We start from the raw sequence: 17,938 nt of genomic DNA, 5'->3' as shown, positions 1-17,938 counted from the left end.
CTCTTATGCCAGACGTGGATTGACTTTTTCTGGATTGATGTTGTATTTTTTGATTGCTTCTTCAACCACTTTCACATCAACTTTGCCACGTTTAGCCAATTCACCCAGAGCTGCAACAACCACGTAAGAAGCATCAACTTCAAAGTGATGACGCAGATTTTCACGGCTGTCAGAACGACCGAAACCGTCAGTACCCAATACACGGAATTCGCTTGCTGGTACGAAGTTACGCACCTGCTCAGCAAACAGCTTCATGTAGTCAGTAGAAGCGACTGCTGGTGTATCGTTCATGATCTGAGCAATGTAAGGAACCCGTGGTTCTTCTGAAGGATGCAGCATGTTCCAGCGCTCACAATCCTGACCATCGCGAGCCAGTTCAGTGAAGGAGGTTACGCTGTAAACGTCAGAGCCAATGCCGTACTCGTCAGACAGGATCTTAGCTGCCTCACGAACGTGACGCAGGATAGAACCAGAACCTAACAACTGAACTTTACCTTTCACGCCTTCCATGCTTTCCAGCTTGTAGATACCTTTACGGATACCTTCTTCAGCGCCTTCAGGCATTGCTGGCATGTGGTAGTTTTCGTTCAGGGTAGTAATGTAGTAGTAGATATTCTCTTGTTTCTCACCATACATACGCTCCAGACCATCATGCATGATAACAGCTACTTCATAAGCAAACGCTGGATCGTAAGAGATACAGTTAGGGATAGTCAGAGATTGAATATGGCTGTGACCATCTTCGTGCTGTAGACCTTCACCGTTCAGAGTTGTACGGCCAGAAGTACCACCGATCAGGAAGCCACGAGCCTGCTGGTCACCCGCGGCCCAGCACAGATCACCGATACGCTGGAATCCGAACATGGAATAGTAGATGTAAAATGGGATCATCGGCAGGTTGTTAGTGCTGTATGAAGTTGCAGCAGCCAGCCAGGACGATGCAGCACCCAACTCGTTGATACCTTCCTGTAGGATCTGACCTTTAGAATCTTCTTTATAGTATGCAACCTGCTCACGGTCTTGCGGAATATATTGCTGGCCATTCGGGCTGTAGATACCGATCTGACGGAACAGGCCTTCCATACCAAAAGTACGTGCTTCATCAGCAATGATTGGAACCAGACGATCTTTGATCGACTTGTTCTTCAGCATGATGTTCAGTGCACGAACGAAAGCGATAGTGGTAGAAATTTCTTTAGATTGTTCTTCCAGCAGAGAGCTGAAATCTTCCAGAGCTGGGATATCCAGTTTTTCGTCGAAGTTAATACGACGGCTTGGCAGGTAACCACCCAGTGCATTACGACGCTCATGCAGATATTTAGATTCTTCAGAGTCTTTGTCGAAAGTCACGTATGGCAGGTTTTCAATTTGCTCATCAGATACAGGTACATTGAAACGATCACGGAATTGACGAACGCCTTCCATGTTCATTTTTTTAACCTGATGAGCAATGTTTTTACCTTCAGCGGTATCACCCATGCCGTAACCCTTGATGGTCTGAGCCAGGATTACAGTTGGTTTACCTGTAGTTTCCTGCGCTTTTTTCAGTGCAGCGAAAACTTTCTTAGGATCGTGACCACCACGGTTCAGAGCCCAAATTTCGTCATCAGTCATATCCTTGACCAATTCCGCAGTTTCTGGGTAACGGCCGAAGAAGTACTCACGAACATACGCGCCATTTTTAGACTTGAATGTCTGGTAGTCGCCATCCAGCGTTTCATTCATCAGTTGAACCAGTTTGCCGCTGGTATCTTTACGCAGCAGTGCATCCCAACGCTCACCCCACAAGACTTTCAGTACCTGCCAGCCAGCACCGTCGAAAATGCCTTCCAGTTCATTAACAATTTTACCGTTACCAGTTACTGGGCCATCAAGACGTTGCAGGTTACAGTTGATGATGAAGACCAGGTTGTCCAGCTTTTCACGAGTTGCGATAGTGATCGCACCTTTGGATTCTGGCTCATCCATCTCACCGTCGCCCAGGAAAGCATAAACGGTTTGCTTAGAAGTATCTTTCAGACCCCGGTGTTCCAAATATTTCAGGAACTTAGCCTGATAGATAGCAGAAATTGGCCCCAGGCCCATTGAAACAGTTGGGAACTGCCAGAAATCAGGCATCAATTTTGGATGTGGATAAGAAGACAGACCATTGCTGCCAATTTCCTGACGGAAATTGTTCATCTGCTCTTCAGTCAAACGACCTTCAAGGAATGCACGTGCATAAATGCCCGGAGAAATGTGGCCCTGGAAATAAACCAAATCGCCACCATCATTCTCATTACGAGCACGGAAGAAATGGTTAAAACAAACTTCATAAACAGTAGCGGAAGACTGGAATGAAGCCATGTGACCGCCCAGCTCCAGATCTTTCTTGGAAGCACGCAGAACGGTCATGATCGCATTCCAGCGAATAGCAGAACGAATACGGCGCTCCAAATCCAGATTACCAGGGTAAGCCGGCTCATTCTCAACCGGAATAGTGTTGATGTAATCACGGCTTGCAATACCAGCCGCAACATTAACGCCACCTTTACGTGCTTCGTTCAAAACTTGATCAATCAAGAATTGAGCGCGTTCAACACCTTCTTCACGGATGACCGATTCGATCGCCTGTAACCAATCGCGAGTTTCGATCGGATCCACGTCATTTTTCAAAATATCTGACATGGTGTGTTCCTTATCTGTTATCTATTTCTAATGGTTGTTTTGGAGCCTATCTTCTGGTCATACCCTTTGACATTCAGTCAGTCATGACCGGAAGATAGGCCCTGCTATATGTTGCCGCTAAAACCCTTAAATAAAGAGCTAACAACTGTACAGACGCAGCAGCCAGGATCTGTACAGTCAAGTTTAGAATCTATCCCATTTGGGAATTCCATTAGGAAATCGTATTAATCCATGACGCCCCGGGGGATAGGCTCTTAGTCCTGATGTTGTTGGAACCGTCTTAGTGAGCGCTCACGACGAGTATGTTCACGAGTCAGATCCAATAAAACTTCTTCTATAAAAGACAAATGGCGATATGAAGCTTCACGAGCTTTTTCCGGCTCTCTCGCCATTATTGCGTGAAAAATCTCTGCTCTATGGTTACTTACTGCTGCCAACATTTCTTTGCGGGTATAAATGAATTCGAAATTACGCCGGATATTCTGTTCCAGCATCGGGATCATACAACGCAATAAATGCAGCAATACCACATTATGGGCTGCTTCTGTGACAACAAGTTGATATTGCAAGACAGCATCTGATTCCGCATTGATGTCCCCGCATTGTTGTGCTTCTTGAATAGCAAGGTGTTTTTTCTCAATACGTTTAAAATCTTCATCCGTTCCCCTTAGAGCAGCATAATAAGCCGCAATACCTTCCAGCGCATGACGTGCTTCCAGGAGATCAAATTGTGATTCTTGATTCTCTGCAATAAGTTGGGCGAGTGGATCACTGAAACTTTGCCAGAGATTATTCTGTACAAACGTTCCTCCACCCTGACGACGGAAAAGAAAGCCTTTAGCTTCCAGTTTTTGAATGGCTTCACGCAATGAAGGGCGTGATACTTCGAACTGCTTCGCCAGTTCACGCTCAGGCGGCAGCTTTTCTCCAGGACGTAATGAGCCTTCGAGAATGAGGTGTTCAAGACGTTGCTCAATCACATCTGATAACTTTGGTTGGCGAATTTTGCTATAAGCCATATCTGCTGTAAGCCATTCAGTAAGTAAATGTTACTTTCGAACTATTTCTATGTGAATTAGTTACTTGAACTATATCCCTATACCCTGTTTGGCAGGATATTCAGACTAACTTTCGAACAATCAACCTCATTCAATTGTCTTCATTTAGTCGGGATTTAGTCAATTGGTAATACCAATTTAGAATACAGACCATAAAGTAACAAAGTATTCACTAGCTGTCTATAAAGACCTTGGGCTAAATCATAAAAACCTGCAAATTTTAACAAATTATTTTAATTTTTATCAGAAAATTATAACTAAACAGGCTTTTAGACAATAAAATAAGTAAGCATTTAAGGGCATAACGCGAATTCATTATCCAATATTATAATTCATTTAGTATATCAATTCATTCGTTTATTTATTATTTAAATTTATACATTATTATTGGTTTGTAACACATAGAAAAAGAGGAAATGGATATAATTATTTAATATAACAGCGACAAAATCATGTTAACGGTAAAATCACTAATGGCTAATATCCAAACATAACTGAAGAATTACTACTGTATGTTCGATATACATAATCAATATACTGGATAGATTGCGAGTTCCATATTCAAGTTACATAGAAGCTTCAGTTACACAGTAGTGGCAAACGGATGGTCAGAAAAAACAACAAGACACTTTGAACGCAATACCCTCCCCTCAGGAATAACAAGAATGTTATGGATATTTTCTTCAAGTGGTCACACTAAGTGCCAACTCAGGGAATATTCCAACTTTTCAGGGTGGAAAACTATTAAGGATGAATAGGAATAGGTTCAGGCTAATTGATATGTACCAATAGATTTCAAGTTGCATCACTGGAGCAAGTGAACGCTCACAGCCATCAAAGAAGCAATCTGAAAAATGGACGGTATAAAGCCCTTTCCATGCAATTCCCGCCATATATGTCAAACCTGACACCAGGCGGGAGTTTTTTTATGTTGTGCCCCAAAGCGGCTGTTCTCAACTAGGCTAACGCCCCATAAATCGTCAACAAGGCAACAATGATCACAATGGTAAATGTTGCTTTTTTCGCGATTTTCACTGCTGCAAGGGGAGTATTCAAAAGATCCAGATGAGGTTCCTTACTCAATGCAAATTGTGCCAATTGACTGACCACCTTATATTGGGATGTCCGCAAATCGCTGAGTGATGCAATCCAGGCAGGTAATGCCTTTTCACCGTGTCCCAACAGAGCATAAGCGATACCAGCCAAACGTGCAGGGAGCCAATCCAGACAATTTAATAGCGCATCAACACCTGATTGAGCACGTTGTACGGTAGTCCCATATCTTGCTAACCATCCTTGATAAGCTCTTAAAAAACCATACCCCATCAAAATTGCCGGGCCAAATTCACCCATCACGACTAACCAGAAAATTGGAGCAAGGTAGTAACGGAAATTGATCCAGATTAACGCGTTCTGTATTTCACGTAATCGTTCATCTTTTGTTGTATTCAATGGAATTCCTTGCCCCATTGTCAAATGGGTAAGATGGATATTTTGCTGATCTGAATCATCAATACGCACGGCTCGGAGATATTCACGATAACTATGACGCAAAGAACCCGCACCAACGCATAACAAACTAATCATGATGCACAATAAAATTGCCGGCATACCAAAAGCCACTGTACTCAGAACCCCAATGAGTTTCCAGGTCAAAAAAACAACCACAAAGGTCATCCCTAAACTTACCCACAGTGAATATAATTTTACTCTGGCAAAAAAAGGGGCCAGATAAGGTTCCAGCTGCCAATGGTCTCCCATTTTAAAAATGCGTTCCCATGCCAGTATTAACAATAGGATAAAGAGGGTCATCCAACTCGCTCCTTCAATAATTGCCGATAATGTTCCCAATAAAAATAAGGCCCTGGGTCGGTTTTTCTACCCGGTGCGATATCACTATGCCCTGTAATATTGTTACGAATATCAGGGTATTGTTTGATAAGTAGCTGAGTTACTTCCACCAACTTAAAATACTGGATTTCAGTGAATGGTTCGTAATCCGTCCCTTCTAACTCAATACCTATTGAAAAATCATTACACGTTTCACGATCACAATAACAGGAAACACCCGCATGCCAAGCTCTTTTATCGAAAGGAACATACTGTACAACTTCACCATCACGACGGATCAAACAGTGAGCAGAAACACACAGTCCTTTTATCTCTTCAAAGAAAGGATCTTCATTGGGATTCAACGTTCCCATAAACAACTGATCAATATACGGCCCGCCAAACTTACCGGGTGGTAAGCTAATATTATGAATGACAAGTAATGATGGGATTTCACCTTCCGGGCGCAAATCATAATGTGGAGAAGTAACTTTTCTGGCATCATCAATCCACCCTTCATTTAACTTCATTCTCTTACTCCATAGAACTGTTCCATCGCTAATTTCTCCACTAAATTGGAAGACAATCGCTCAAAGTGTAACAGATTAGTATATTAGCATTTTCAATCGAGGGATATTTTCTCTCATGCTTCCATTTGCGAGCAAGCTCGAAAATTTCCCGGTAAAAAATGTAATCAATAGTTATCTTTTCGAACCAATTCCAAAAAATTTACTAACATCATTTTCTTTTTTTAAAATATCTCCATCCTTATTAGCACCAACTCATATTAAAAATTATGCATCGTTCTGAAAAAAATATAGCGAGAATACGCAGAAATACACATAAAAGAAGAAAATAAAAAGGAGATAATATGAATCAACAAGGATTTACATTAATGGAAGTCATGGTTGTGATGGCAATTGTATCTATCCTTGGTGCAATTGGTATTCCCAGCTATCAAGGCTATATTCAAAAGGCAGCATTAACTGATGCACTCCAGGCTATTATACCTTATAAATCCGGTGTTGAAATTTGCCGTTTTGAAACAGAAAGCTATAAAGAGTGCAACACTGGCCATACCTCTATTCCATCTGGTCACAATAGCCGTTATATCAGTACTATAACTGTAGAAATGGGAGAAATAACTATCTTTGGTAAACAAAATCTCAATGGCCTCAATGCCATCTTAAAACCGATTCAGGATATTAAAACAGGTATTACACATTGGCAAACGTCATGTAATGCCGAAAATGAATCATTGAAAATGAAATGTCAGGAGACACTGAAATTTTAAAAGTTATTAATTTAATCATTAGTTAATAATTGCAAATTATAACAAAGCATTCTTATAGAAAAATAGTATCTTTCCAAGGTACTATTTGGAAAAAACCATTAATCCATTGCAATAACAAAGGAATTTAATAAATGAAAAATACGGAAAATATTTTAATTGAAAGAAAAATCAAAGAGCTCTGCCAAAAACATCAGGCAATTATTATAAAAAGGGATGATTATTCCATAACTATTGCCTGTAGCCAATCCCCTAACGAAGAGTTCATTTCTTCACTACGTTTTATTTCCGGTGCAACAATTGATTTTGATATTTGGCCAAAAGCTAAAATTGAATCCATGTTGACACAAGAAGGGTCATTTATACCTTGTACAGAAAGTTACTGTGCTGAAAATGATGAAACAGAAACCTATCAAATAGAAAAATTAAGTATTCCAAACAATAATCATAATGATGCACAATTGAATGATAGTTATACCGAAAATATTGATACTCCTGTCATACAACTAATTAATCAGACAATCTCAATCTCTATACAGAAAAGAGCATCAGATATTCATTTTGAACCTTCTCAATACAACTATCGGATACGTATTCGAGTTGATGGTGTGTTGCATTCTATGTCATCACCCTCTTCTCAAATGAATGCGGGTATTCCTGCCCGCTTAAAAATCATGGCAAAACTTAATATCGCTGAAAAACGCCAACCACAAGATGGGCAATTTGACTGGAATGATCACAAAACCAGTTATGCAATACGCATATCCACATTACCAACGTTGTATGGAGAAAAAATTGTTCTGCGAATTTTAAACACCATACACCAATTATCATTGGAACAACTCGGTCTATCTGAGTCCCAGTTACAACTTTTAAAACAGAAACTTCGTATACCACAGGGAATGATAGTAGTCACAGGCCCGACAGGAAGCGGTAAAACTGTCACATTGTATAGTTGCCTGAAATATTTAAATCAAGTGAAGAAGAATATCTGTAGTGTTGAAGATCCGGTAGAAATTCCTTTAACGGGCATCAACCAAACTCAGGTAAATAACAAAATTGGACTCGATTTCGCTAAGGTTTTGCGGGCATTACTACGGCAAGATCCTGATATCATCATGGTTGGTGAAATTCGTGATAACGAAACGGCTGAAATATCGATGAAAGCCGCTCAAACAGGTCATCTGGTTTTATCCACCCTGCATACGAATTCCACAATAGACACACTATATCGCCTGCAAAATCTTGGGGTTCCAGGCTATACCACTGCATCATGTGTAAAATTAATTATTGCCCAACGGTTAGTTCGCAAACTTTGCCCCCATTGTCGGCAAAAAACGGAAGAACCTACGATCATACATTTTGAAAACAGAGAGATAAAACAACAAATTACTGTGCAGCAATGGATGGCAGTCGGCTGTGAACACTGTTTTTCTGGTTATTATGGCAGGACAGCCATCTATGAATTTCTCGAAATCAAGCCTGAATTCCAGCAAGCTCTATCAGAAAAATCTTCTGACAAATTTCCCTGTTTGCCCATCCTACAACAGCAAGCAACTCTTTTCTCTGCCGGATTGGAATTAGTAGAACAAGGCACAACGACACTGGAAGAGATTTATCAAATTACAGGACAAGAAACATATCCAATAGATATCAAGGCAGAGAGTACAGAATGAAAATGGAATATATTTATCAATGGCAAGCGGTTAATAAAAAAGGAAATATTATAAGAGGAGAAAGTATTGGCCGAAATAGACACTCTATTTTCCAGTATTTGAGCCAACTTGATTTGCAACCTTATACGATAAAATGTAAAAAATTTATTTATTACAGTGAAAAGGAGATTGCTTATCGTCTGCATTTCATCCATCAACTAAATACATTACTGACATCAGGTATCCCTTTATTGCAAGGGCTGACTATCCTATTGCAAGAATGCAAAAACATCATTTGGCGATGTGTATTGACAGATCTTATTCAAAAAATCAGCCAAGGAGAATCATTTTCCACCGCATTGCAACACTATCCTCGATTATTTTCTCGCTTATTTTGCCAAATTATCGCAGTAGGAGAGCAAACGGGCCAACTTGAAACCTGCTGCCAACTACTCATTAATAGATTAGAACAACAAAATATACTACATAAAAAGATCCAAAAAGCGTATCGCTATCCTTCGATAGTCGCCTTTATCACAGTACTTGTTATTTTGTTAATGTTAATTGTTGTCCTGCCCGAATTCAAACAGGTATATTCTGCATTTGATGCCTCACTTCCTTTATTAACACAGGGAGTTTTGTCAGCATCTGACTTTCTGACCAACCGAGGTATGCTACTTTTAACAACGATATTAATATTGGTAAGCCTCTATTCCTGGATACGTTTTCGGTTCCCAGTGTTGCATTCAAAGGAAAAAATGCTTCTTCTGAAGCTACCTCTTTTCAGAAAACTCACAATCTACCAACATACCAGCCAAATATTCCATATTCTGTTTATGACACAGAAAGCAGGTTTGACCTTAACCAGCGGTCTGGAATGTGCACTGAATGCAACACACCATCCTTTATTTATAGCGGGAATAAAAAGCCTTCACAGACAGATTCAGCAAGGGATACCAATGAGTAGTGCCTTGAAAAGCGAAGACTGTTTTCCACCATTATGTAAACAATTTGTCATAATTGGTGAAGAATCAGGTGAACTTGACATATTTTTGAGTAATCTAGCGTTATGGTATCAAGAACAATTTATCAACTGTGCTGATAAATTAATTCAATTACTTGAACCTGTATTAATGCTGATTATGGCGATGATTGTTGGCTTACTACTACTCGCCATGTACCTGCCTATCTTTCAATTAGGTACTATTCTGGCGTAACAGCTTAAATTGCATATTTTCATTATTTTTCTCAAGGGTTGTAAAAACTGGAATTATACATGTTTGTTTATAGCCCATGTGCATCCCTTGAGTTACAATTTGTATATGCTATCAGAAATCTTTTAAGGGATAGAATGAATTATATTGTTGCACTCACAGGTGGAATTGGTAGCGGTAAGACGACTATCTCTAATGTATTTTCATCCCTTGGTGTTCCGCTTGTTGATGCAGATATTATTGCCAGAGAGGTTGTTACTCCTGGCTCTCCCGCATTACAAGCAATCTCAGAACACTTTGGCTCCGACATCTTATTACCAGATAGCAGTTTAAACCGCGCCGCGCTACGTCAGAAGATTTTCTCAGCACCAGAAGAAAAACAATGGCTCAACTCATTTCTTCATCCACTAATACATGCAGAAACACAACGGCAATTAAATCAGGTCAGTTATCCTTATGTTATTTGGGTCGTTCCTCTGTTAATAGAAAACAACTTAACACACTTGGCTGACCGTATCTTGGTTGTTGATGTTCCTCCTGAGATACAAATCAGCCGGACAATTACACGTGATGGCGTCAGCCGTGAACAAGTTGAAAATATTCTGTCTGCGCAAGCCAGTCGTCAAGAACGTCTGGAAAAGGCGGATGATGTCATACTTAACGATCAAAAAGAGCAAGATCTCGCTGTACGTATAATCGGATTACATCAAAAATATTTGAAACAAGCAGAATTAGTTAGACAGGAAGAACGTAATGAGTGATACAACCTCCACTATTATTTTTGAACACCCACTAAATGAGAAAATGCGTTCATGGTTGAGGATTGAATCTTCACTACAACAACTAGAAAAACAGTGTCATCTGAATTCACAAGCAAACAGTCTCGCATTTTTTCGTACGATTGCTGAATTAATTGAGATATTGGAACGTGGTGAAGTACGCTCTGAATTATTAAAGGAACTGGATCGTCAACAAATAAAATTAAAACAATGGCTCAGTGCACCTAATGTGGACACGCCTATGATTCACAAACTATTAGAACAGCTAAAAGAGCGGAGCATCGCATTACATCATGCTCCGCGCCTTAGCCAGCAAATCAAAGAAGATCGTATCATCAGCATGGTGCGTCAACGGCTCAGCATCCCAGGAGGATGTTGCAGTTTTGACTTACCGACATTACATCTGTGGCTGCATCTGCCACAATCTATCCGGGATGAAACAGTTAAATCCTGGCTGAACAGTTTGTTACCATTAAAACAAGCATTAGAAAGTATTCTGGGGTTGATACGCCACTCAACGATGTTCTCTGCACAAATCAGTCATAACGGTTTCTATCAAGGAAACGCTGATGAGGCAGATCTATTGAGATTAAAATTAGATATTGTGCTGAACTCACTGATTTATCCACAAATCTCCGGCCACAAAACCCGTTTTGCTATCCGTTTCTTACCAATGGATAGTGAAAATGGTACTGTGCCTACGCATCTGTCATTTGAATTGGCCTGCTGTTAATATAATTATCAAACTAAGCAGGAGAGAACTAAAATGTCTGAAGTATTGACTGTCGCATGCCCGACATGCGGCAAGACAATCATATGGGGTGAAATCAGTCCTCACCGCCCATTTTGCAGTAAACGTTGTCAGTTAATTGACTTGGGCGAGTGGGCTAATGAAGAAAAGAAAATCCTCAGCCAGGGTGACAGCACAGAAAATGATGGCTGGAGTGAACAACCTGATCAGTAATCATATTTTATATTCCCGCCTGCATTGGGCGAGAGTTTACGGTGCTTTTCGCTAAAATATATCACGGTAGTATCGAATCATCTGGCACTACCGCGATATCTGCTTCAGTTAGTTCAACCTTTAGTTAATAGATTGACGATGCTGCGGTTTGCTGGTGGAAATTCATCAGCAGTTAATTCATTTTTTGGGATCCAACGATAAGGCTGCCCCTCTTTACCAAATGGCTCATTCTTCCATTGGTCAACCAAATAAAAGTAAAGGGTAATACTTCTGTCCGAGAATTCATGTGTGATAGTTTCCAGCAATTCACAATGAGTTACCGTGATACCAACTTCCTCTTTTAATTCCCTGATCAAAGCCTGTTCTGGTATTTCTCCCTGTTCAAGTTTCCCGCCTGGAAACTCCCAAAATCCCCCCATGTGTGAATCAGCACGGCGTTGGGTGATAAAAATTTCATCATTGCTATTTTTAATAATTCCTGCCGCAATATGCAGATGTTTTTTTTCCATAATTCTTTTCCAGAATAGTCTTTCTTACAAACCATAATAAAACAGCCTTGCAAGAAAAACACAGGATTAATATCACGAGATCTGCGTCACTTCTTACCTCTTTTTACCAAACCCTCCACAGATAAGAGAGTATTATGTATACAGACACTCAACAGATTTCGAATTACATCATAGTGGCAACTACTGCACATTTATAGTTAGTTATTTGATTTAAATACAATAATAATAAAATACAACTGTAAGGTAACTTGGGAAATGAACAGAAAAAAATTGCAAATAAGGCTCTGCCTAATAATAAAAATAAGCATCTTACATCTTAAAGATTGAGGAAGAATCATTCATGCAATATGAAGATCAACCATTAATCGAAGCAAGACAAATAACCTATCAATTTTCTGGTGAAATCAATCCATTATTTTCTGATATTGATATTTTTTTGCATACAGAACAACACGCTTTAGTGGGCCGTAATGGTATTGGCAAATCTTGGTTAGCATCAATATTGGCACAACAGATCCCGCCTTCAGAAGGCAGTGTAAAACATTTTTGTGATGTCGGTTATTTGTCACAAGGCCTGTCCGCTTTCACCGGCAACGCTGGAGATATGCTCGGGCTGACTAATATTATAAATGCTAATGAACGCATCCTCGCTGGCACTGGTGAAACGGTTGATTTTGACATTATGGAGGGAAATTGGGATTGGCAATTTCAGATCGAATCCTTACTGGCAGAAGGTGAATTGGCCCCGGAGATATTAAACCAGCCTTTCGACTCACTGAGTGGAGGAGAACAAACTCGTCTTCGGTTGTTGGCACTTAAAAGACGAGGAGTGGGTTTTATGATCCTGGATGAACCAAGTAACCATCTTGATCGACAAGGGCGCCTTTGGTTAGCTCAGTGGCTGACAACATTCAATGGCGGTATTTTGCTGGTGACACATGACACTAAGCTATTGCAGCATGTGTCGGTTGTTTATGAACTCAGTGGGTTAGGATTGTCCCGTAGTACCGGGGGCTGGGAAACATGGCAGGAGAGTAAAAAACAGCTACGGTTGGGTATACAACGTGATGTTGATCAGACCAGAAAAAACCTCAAACAAGCTTTGCGCGATAAGCAAAGAGATCGGGAAAAAACCGATAAAAGGCAAAGTCAGGGTAAGCAACGCAGGGAAAAGGCCAACCAGGCTAAACTTCTTCTTGATCACTCACTTGGACGCTCAGAAGTCACGTTATCACGGATAGCAAAACAGAACGAAGAGAGATTGCAACGCAGCTCTTCATTAGCTACAGAAGCCAGTGCAAAACTTGAAGTTATTGATCCGCTGTCAATCGCTGTTGCAATGCCACAAGCAGCAACTTCTCCGTTGCTTTATTTACAAGATGTCATTTTGCCCTTTGGCTCCGGCTCCCCTATTAGTTTAACCATAAATAATGATGATCGTCTCGCTATTACTGGCAAAAATGGTAGCGGAAAATCCACCTTATTAAAGGTAATGGCAGGGCTATTGGCGCCAATAAAAGGTATTTGCCGCGTAACCTCTTCATGTAGTCTGATGGATCAGCACTTTTCATTTCTGGATAAGACACAGTCAGCTCTGTATAACTTTCAATTACAGTCACCAGGCTGGACTGAAGATCGTTACCGTACTCGGCTGGCACAACTACGTATGCGTGGAGAAGAGGCGTTAAAACCTGTCAGTTATCTGAGCGGAGGTGAACAACTTAAGGTAGCTCTTGCTTGCCTATTTTGTGGGCCTTCTGCGCCAGCCTTACTGCTGTTGGATGAACCGGATAATCACCTGGATATCGAATCACGAGAGTTACTTCAACAGGCACTGCATGATTATACTGGTGCCATGGTCTTGATTTCCCATGATGACCAATTTCTTGAGAGTGTTGGCAATATGCAGGAACTGGTACTGGAGAAATAAGTTCTTAGAGTTGGGCAAAGTAGCCAGCGATAAATTATCGCTGGCTTTATATGACTAATTTTAATTATAAACGACCGTGACAATGTTTATATTTTTTACCTGAACCACATGGGCAAGGATCATTACGTCCGACTTTACGGATACCGCTTGCCATTTGTGCTTCGGCTTCTGACATCAAAGCACCTTGCTCAATTTCATGGCTTAAATGCTGTTGTCTTGCCAGACGTTCTGCTTCCGCACGACGCTGCTGCTCAAGTGCTTCCACTTCTTCTGGCATTCTGACCTGAACTTTGCTCAAGGTGCTGATCACTTCGTATTTCAATGATTCCAGCATATTGGCAAACATAGCGAAGGATTCGCGCTTATACTCCTGTTTTGGATCTTTCTGCGCATAGCCACGTAGGTGAATACCTTGACGCAGATAATCCATCGCAGCCAGGTGCTCTTTCCACAATGTGTCCAGCGTTTGCAACATGATGCCTTTTTCAAAATTACGCATCATTTCTGTGCCGACAATTTCTTCTTTCTGTTTGTAAACTTCAATTGCCTGCTCAAGAATACGCTCACGCAACGTTTCTTCATGCAGCTCTGGCTCTTTATCCAGCCACTCTTTAATAGGCAGAGTCAAATCAAAGTCATTGACCAAACGTTCCTGCAAACCAGCCACATCCCACATCTCTTCCAGAGATTGAGGTGGAATATAAGCATCAATAGTGACTTTGAAAACATCTTCACGGATGCTGGAAATAGTTTCGCTGACATCGCTCACATCGAGCAGATCGTTACGTTGTGCATAAATCGCGCGGCGTTGATCATTGGCAACATCATCATATTCCAACAATTGCTTACGGATATCGAAGTTACGGCTTTCGACTTTACGCTGAGCATTTGCAATGGCTTTGGTCACCCATGGATGTTCAATGGCTTCACCCGGCTGCATACCCAGTTTGCGCATCATTCCTGTAACACGCTCAGAAGCAAAGATACGCATCAGAGAGTCTTCCATTGACAGGTAAAAGCGTGAAGAACCCGCATCCCCCTGACGTCCGGCACGACCACGCAGCTGATTATCAATACGACGTGATTCATGTCGCTCTGTACCAATAATATGCAAACCACCCGCTGCCAGTACTGCATCATGACGCTCTTGCCATGCTGCTTTGATTTGTTCGATTTTCTCTTCCGTAGGTTCTTCCAGCCTGGCAACCTCTGTCTGCCAGCTTCCTCCCAGCATGATATCTGTACCACGTCCTGCCATGTTAGTTGCGATGGTTACAGTACCCGCCTGTCCGGCCTGTGCGATAATATCTGCTTCCATTGCATGGAATTTCGCATTCAGAACGTTATGCTCAATACCTGCCTTGGTCAGTGCATTAGAAACCAGCTCTGATTTCTCAATTGAGATAGTCCCCACCAATATCGGCTGACCGTTATTTGTACGCTCCTTGATATCTTCAATGATAGCATCAATTTTTTCCGCCTCAGTCATATAAACCAAATCAGGTAAATCCTGACGGATCATCGGACGATTTGTCGGTACAACAATGGTATCCAGTTTGTAAATAGAACTGAATTCAAAAGCTTCAGTATCAGCAGTACCTGTCATACCCGCCAATTTTTCATACAGACGGAAGTAATTCTGGAATGTAATGGAAGCCAGCGTTTGGTTTTCATTCTGAATTTCAACACGCTCTTTGGCTTCCACTGCCTGATGCAGACCATCAGACCAACGACGTCCTTGCATAGTACGCCCAGTATGTTCATCAACAATGATGACTTCACCGTCCTTGACAATATAGTCCACGTCACGGGTAAACAGAGCATGGGCACGCAATGCGGCGGTAACATGGTGCATCAGCATAATGTTGGTCGGTGAATATAAGGACTCACCTTCATCCATCAACTTAGCATTCACCAAAAGTTCTTCAATCAGAACCAGACCTCGCTCGGTAAGGTTAACCTGACGTGTTTTTTCATCAACAGAGAAATGACCTTCTCCCTGAAAGGTATCTGAATCTTCTTTCTCCTGACGAATTAATTTAGGGATCAGCTTATCTACTTTGATGTAGAGTTCAGAACTGTCTTCCGCTGGCCCGGAAATAATCAACGGAGTACGGGCTTCATCGATTAGGATGGAGTCAACCTCATCCACCAATGCATAATGCAATTTACGTTGCACCCGCTCTTCCGGGCTAAATGCCATGTTATCGCGCAGATAATCAAAACCATATTCATTATTGGTGCCATAAGTGATATCTGCCGCATAGGCTGCGCGTTTAGCCGGAGCCGGCATACCCGGCAAATTAATGCCAACACTCAGACCCAAAAATTCAAACAACGGTCGGTTATTTTCAGCATCACGTTGCGCCAGATAGTCGTTCACGGTAACAACATGAACACCACGTCCACTCAACGCATTCAGATAAGCAGGCAGCGTTGCTGTCAGAGTCTTACCTTCACCGGTACGCATCTCTGCAATACAGCGCTCATTGAGTACCATACCGCCCAACAATTGCACATCAAAGTGACGCATACCAAATACACGCTTACTGGCTTCACGAACCGTAGCAAAAGCTTCCGGCAGGATCTTATCCAGTGATTCTCCTTCTTTGAGTCGGGCACGGAATTGATCAGTTTTTGCTTTCAGCTCTTCATCTGACAGCTTTTCAAAATCAGGCTCCATACGACTGATAACATCAACCACTTTACGCAAACGACGCAGGGTACGGTCATTACGGCTACCAAAAATCTTAGTAAGTAATTTAATCAACATAATTAATACATCTCAGATAAGGCCACAGTTGTAGCCAACCAATTGTGTCTTTTATGACTAATATTTCATGACTGCCCTATTCATTCAGAAATCAGACAGACGCATTAAGATAAAGATCTATGGTTAGCCACAGGCCCAGCCCGAATACCTTGAATTTGAGCAACCCAAAGTGCTGGTGTATGGATGTCAGAAGAGATTATCGCTACAGCTGCAACATCAACCGCAGATTCAAATCGGGTTGGTGCTTGTATCAGCATAGCATGTAACGTATCCAGCATTAACTGCTGCATGAATGGCATGGCAATTCGGATACTTTCTTTTGCTTCTTCGTTCCTGACAAATTCAGTAATGGAAAAAGCAAAAGAAAGCCGACGAATGACATTGCGGACGGCATGTTGCTGCCAATAATTTAAGTAATTAGAAGGTTGACACCGAGAATTTTGTAATTGGAACAAATGTTCAAATGACGAAAGCACTTGATTGTGTTTTCTCTGAGCGGATGAAGTATTCGTATGGAGAATATTTTCTGTCACACTTGCCAGAGCAGGAGGCACACCGATTCCTGTGGCAACCATGCCCAGTAAAAGGTGAGACCAAAAATAACGCCTACCAAATTGTCGCCAAAGATTTAAAATACTCATTAACCCTTCATTAATAAATACGGAACCATCTTCATTATGCGAGATAGCCGCCCACAATCACTAGAGACGTTGTTGTCTGAAACATTGTTTGAAAATGCGGCAACTGCCAGCAAAAGCCCACTTCAAACCATTCAACGGCATGCCATTGCATTACTGAAACTCAATCGCACCGTTCTCAGTTTGCTTCCCGTACAACTACGTCCCTGGTGCCGAGTCGCAAATTATCGTAAACAAATTCTGGTACTGGAAGCAGGTAATGCCAGTTGGAAAACCCGACTTTACTATGAAATCCCTATCTTACTCTCAACCCTAAGATGCGAAATTCTACCATCTTTATCCTCTATCGACATCAGGATTAATCCATCATTAATGGTTAATAGTCGTAATAATGGACAGAATGTCGAAAAAATCTCAGCAAAAAAACTTAATAATGATAATCGGGATTTACCAATGCGCCAGTTAAGCCATGAAAGTGCAGAAACATTGATGGTATTGGCTGAACGCTGCCCTGAAAAGTTGAAAAGGAAATTGGAACGATTGGCTGCGCTGGCCGGAGAGAGTACCAGTACAGCCAAGAGAAGGGACTAGCGCTGAATAAAAAACATCAGCGAGAGAAGTGTAATAGAT

At 41.3% G+C, this 17,938-nt stretch carries 15 protein-coding genes; 8 read left to right on the top strand and 7 right to left on the bottom strand.

The features are described from left to right. Positions 1-3: 3 nt before the first annotated feature. The 4 genes from aceE to ampD all read right to left on the bottom strand — a co-directional run bounded on the left by aceE (position 4) and on the right by ampD (position 6,085). Positions 4-2,667, bottom strand: coding sequence for a pyruvate dehydrogenase (acetyl-transferring), homodimeric type (gene aceE / locus BDD26_RS10615; RefSeq protein WP_115826510.1), 2,664 nt, complete (start codon positions 2,665-2,667; stop codon positions 4-6). A 254-nt stretch (positions 2,668-2,921) separates the two neighbouring features. Then, on the bottom strand, positions 2,922-3,686 hold the full coding sequence (gene pdhR / locus BDD26_RS10610) for a pyruvate dehydrogenase complex transcriptional repressor PdhR (RefSeq protein ID WP_038270015.1): 765 nt from the start codon (positions 3,684-3,686) through the stop codon (positions 2,922-2,924). Between the two features lie 996 nt (positions 3,687-4,682). Then, positions 4,683-5,537 (bottom strand): beta-lactamase regulator AmpE, encoded by an 855-nt coding sequence (gene ampE / locus BDD26_RS10605; RefSeq protein ID WP_038270012.1) that lies wholly within the window; start codon positions 5,535-5,537, stop codon positions 4,683-4,685. Next, positions 5,534-6,085 (bottom strand): 1,6-anhydro-N-acetylmuramyl-L-alanine amidase AmpD, encoded by a 552-nt coding sequence (gene ampD, locus BDD26_RS10600; protein WP_038270009.1) that lies wholly within the window; start codon positions 6,083-6,085, stop codon positions 5,534-5,536. The genes ampE and ampD overlap by 4 nt, the downstream gene beginning before the upstream one ends. Before the next feature lie 341 nt (positions 6,086-6,426). On the opposite strand from ampD, the gene ppdD reads away from it, so the two are divergent. From ppdD to yacG, 6 genes are all read left to right on the top strand, one after another. After that, complete coding sequence (gene ppdD / locus BDD26_RS10595; protein WP_115826509.1) at positions 6,427-6,849, top strand: prepilin peptidase-dependent pilin; 423 nt, start codon at positions 6,427-6,429, stop codon at positions 6,847-6,849. Between the two features lie 131 nt (positions 6,850-6,980). Beyond that, positions 6,981-8,522 (top strand): type II secretion system protein GspE, encoded by a 1,542-nt coding sequence (gene gspE, locus BDD26_RS10590; protein ID WP_115826508.1) that lies wholly within the window; start codon positions 6,981-6,983, stop codon positions 8,520-8,522. Further along, positions 8,519-9,718 (top strand): protein transport protein HofC, encoded by a 1,200-nt coding sequence (gene hofC / locus BDD26_RS10585; RefSeq protein ID WP_038270001.1) that lies wholly within the window; start codon positions 8,519-8,521, stop codon positions 9,716-9,718. The genes gspE and hofC overlap by 4 nt, the downstream gene beginning before the upstream one ends. A 134-nt stretch (positions 9,719-9,852) precedes the next feature. Continuing rightward, on the top strand, positions 9,853-10,476 hold the full coding sequence (gene coaE / locus BDD26_RS10580; RefSeq protein WP_115826507.1) for a dephospho-CoA kinase: 624 nt from the start codon (positions 9,853-9,855) through the stop codon (positions 10,474-10,476). Further along, positions 10,469-11,227: a cell division protein ZapD gene (zapD, locus tag BDD26_RS10575; protein WP_038269995.1), complete on the top strand. Its 759-nt coding sequence runs from the start codon at positions 10,469-10,471 to the stop codon at positions 11,225-11,227. Before coaE ends, zapD begins: the two co-directional genes overlap by 8 nt. A 33-nt stretch (positions 11,228-11,260) precedes the next feature. Continuing rightward, positions 11,261-11,458: a DNA gyrase inhibitor YacG gene (yacG, locus tag BDD26_RS10570; RefSeq protein WP_038269993.1), complete on the top strand. Its 198-nt coding sequence runs from the start codon at positions 11,261-11,263 to the stop codon at positions 11,456-11,458. A gap of 113 nt (positions 11,459-11,571) precedes the next feature. On the opposite strand, the gene mutT is transcribed toward yacG, so the two are convergent. Beyond that, positions 11,572-11,967, bottom strand: a complete 396-nt coding sequence (gene mutT / locus BDD26_RS10565) for an 8-oxo-dGTP diphosphatase MutT (RefSeq protein ID WP_038269990.1) — start codon at positions 11,965-11,967, stop codon at positions 11,572-11,574. A gap of 340 nt (positions 11,968-12,307) precedes the next feature. Here mutT and BDD26_RS10560 point away from each other — a divergent pair, with 340 nt between their 5' ends. Further along, a complete protein-coding gene (locus BDD26_RS10560; protein WP_115826506.1) occupies positions 12,308-13,897 on the top strand; it encodes an ATP-binding cassette domain-containing protein in 1,590 nt (529 codons plus the stop codon). Positions 13,898-13,961: 64 nt separating this feature from the next. Here the strand turns inward: BDD26_RS10560 and secA are convergent, their stop codons facing one another. Both secA and secM read right to left on the bottom strand, forming a co-directional pair. Beyond that, positions 13,962-16,670 carry a preprotein translocase subunit SecA gene (gene secA / locus BDD26_RS10555; protein ID WP_115826505.1) on the bottom strand — a complete coding sequence of 903 codons (2,709 nt, stop codon included), beginning with the start codon at positions 16,668-16,670 and terminating at the stop codon, positions 13,962-13,964. Positions 16,671-16,774: 104 nt separating this feature from the next. Beyond that, the gene (gene secM, locus BDD26_RS10550; protein WP_038269982.1) at positions 16,775-17,311 is read right to left on the bottom strand and encodes a secA translation cis-regulator SecM; all 537 of its coding nucleotides are present in this window, start codon (positions 17,309-17,311) and stop codon (positions 16,775-16,777) included. Positions 17,312-17,347: 36 nt separating this feature from the next. Here secM and BDD26_RS10545 point away from each other — a divergent pair, with 36 nt between their 5' ends. Further along, the gene (locus BDD26_RS10545) at positions 17,348-17,899 is read left to right on the top strand and encodes a DUF721 domain-containing protein (RefSeq protein WP_038269980.1); all 552 of its coding nucleotides are present in this window, start codon (positions 17,348-17,350) and stop codon (positions 17,897-17,899) included. The last annotated feature ends 39 nt before the right edge of the window (positions 17,900-17,938 follow it).

Source organism: Xenorhabdus cabanillasii, assembly GCF_003386665.1.
In the GTDB taxonomy this organism is placed as follows: domain Bacteria; phylum Pseudomonadota; class Gammaproteobacteria; order Enterobacterales; family Enterobacteriaceae; genus Xenorhabdus; species Xenorhabdus cabanillasii.
This window is presented reverse-complemented; position numbering and strand designations above follow the sequence as displayed.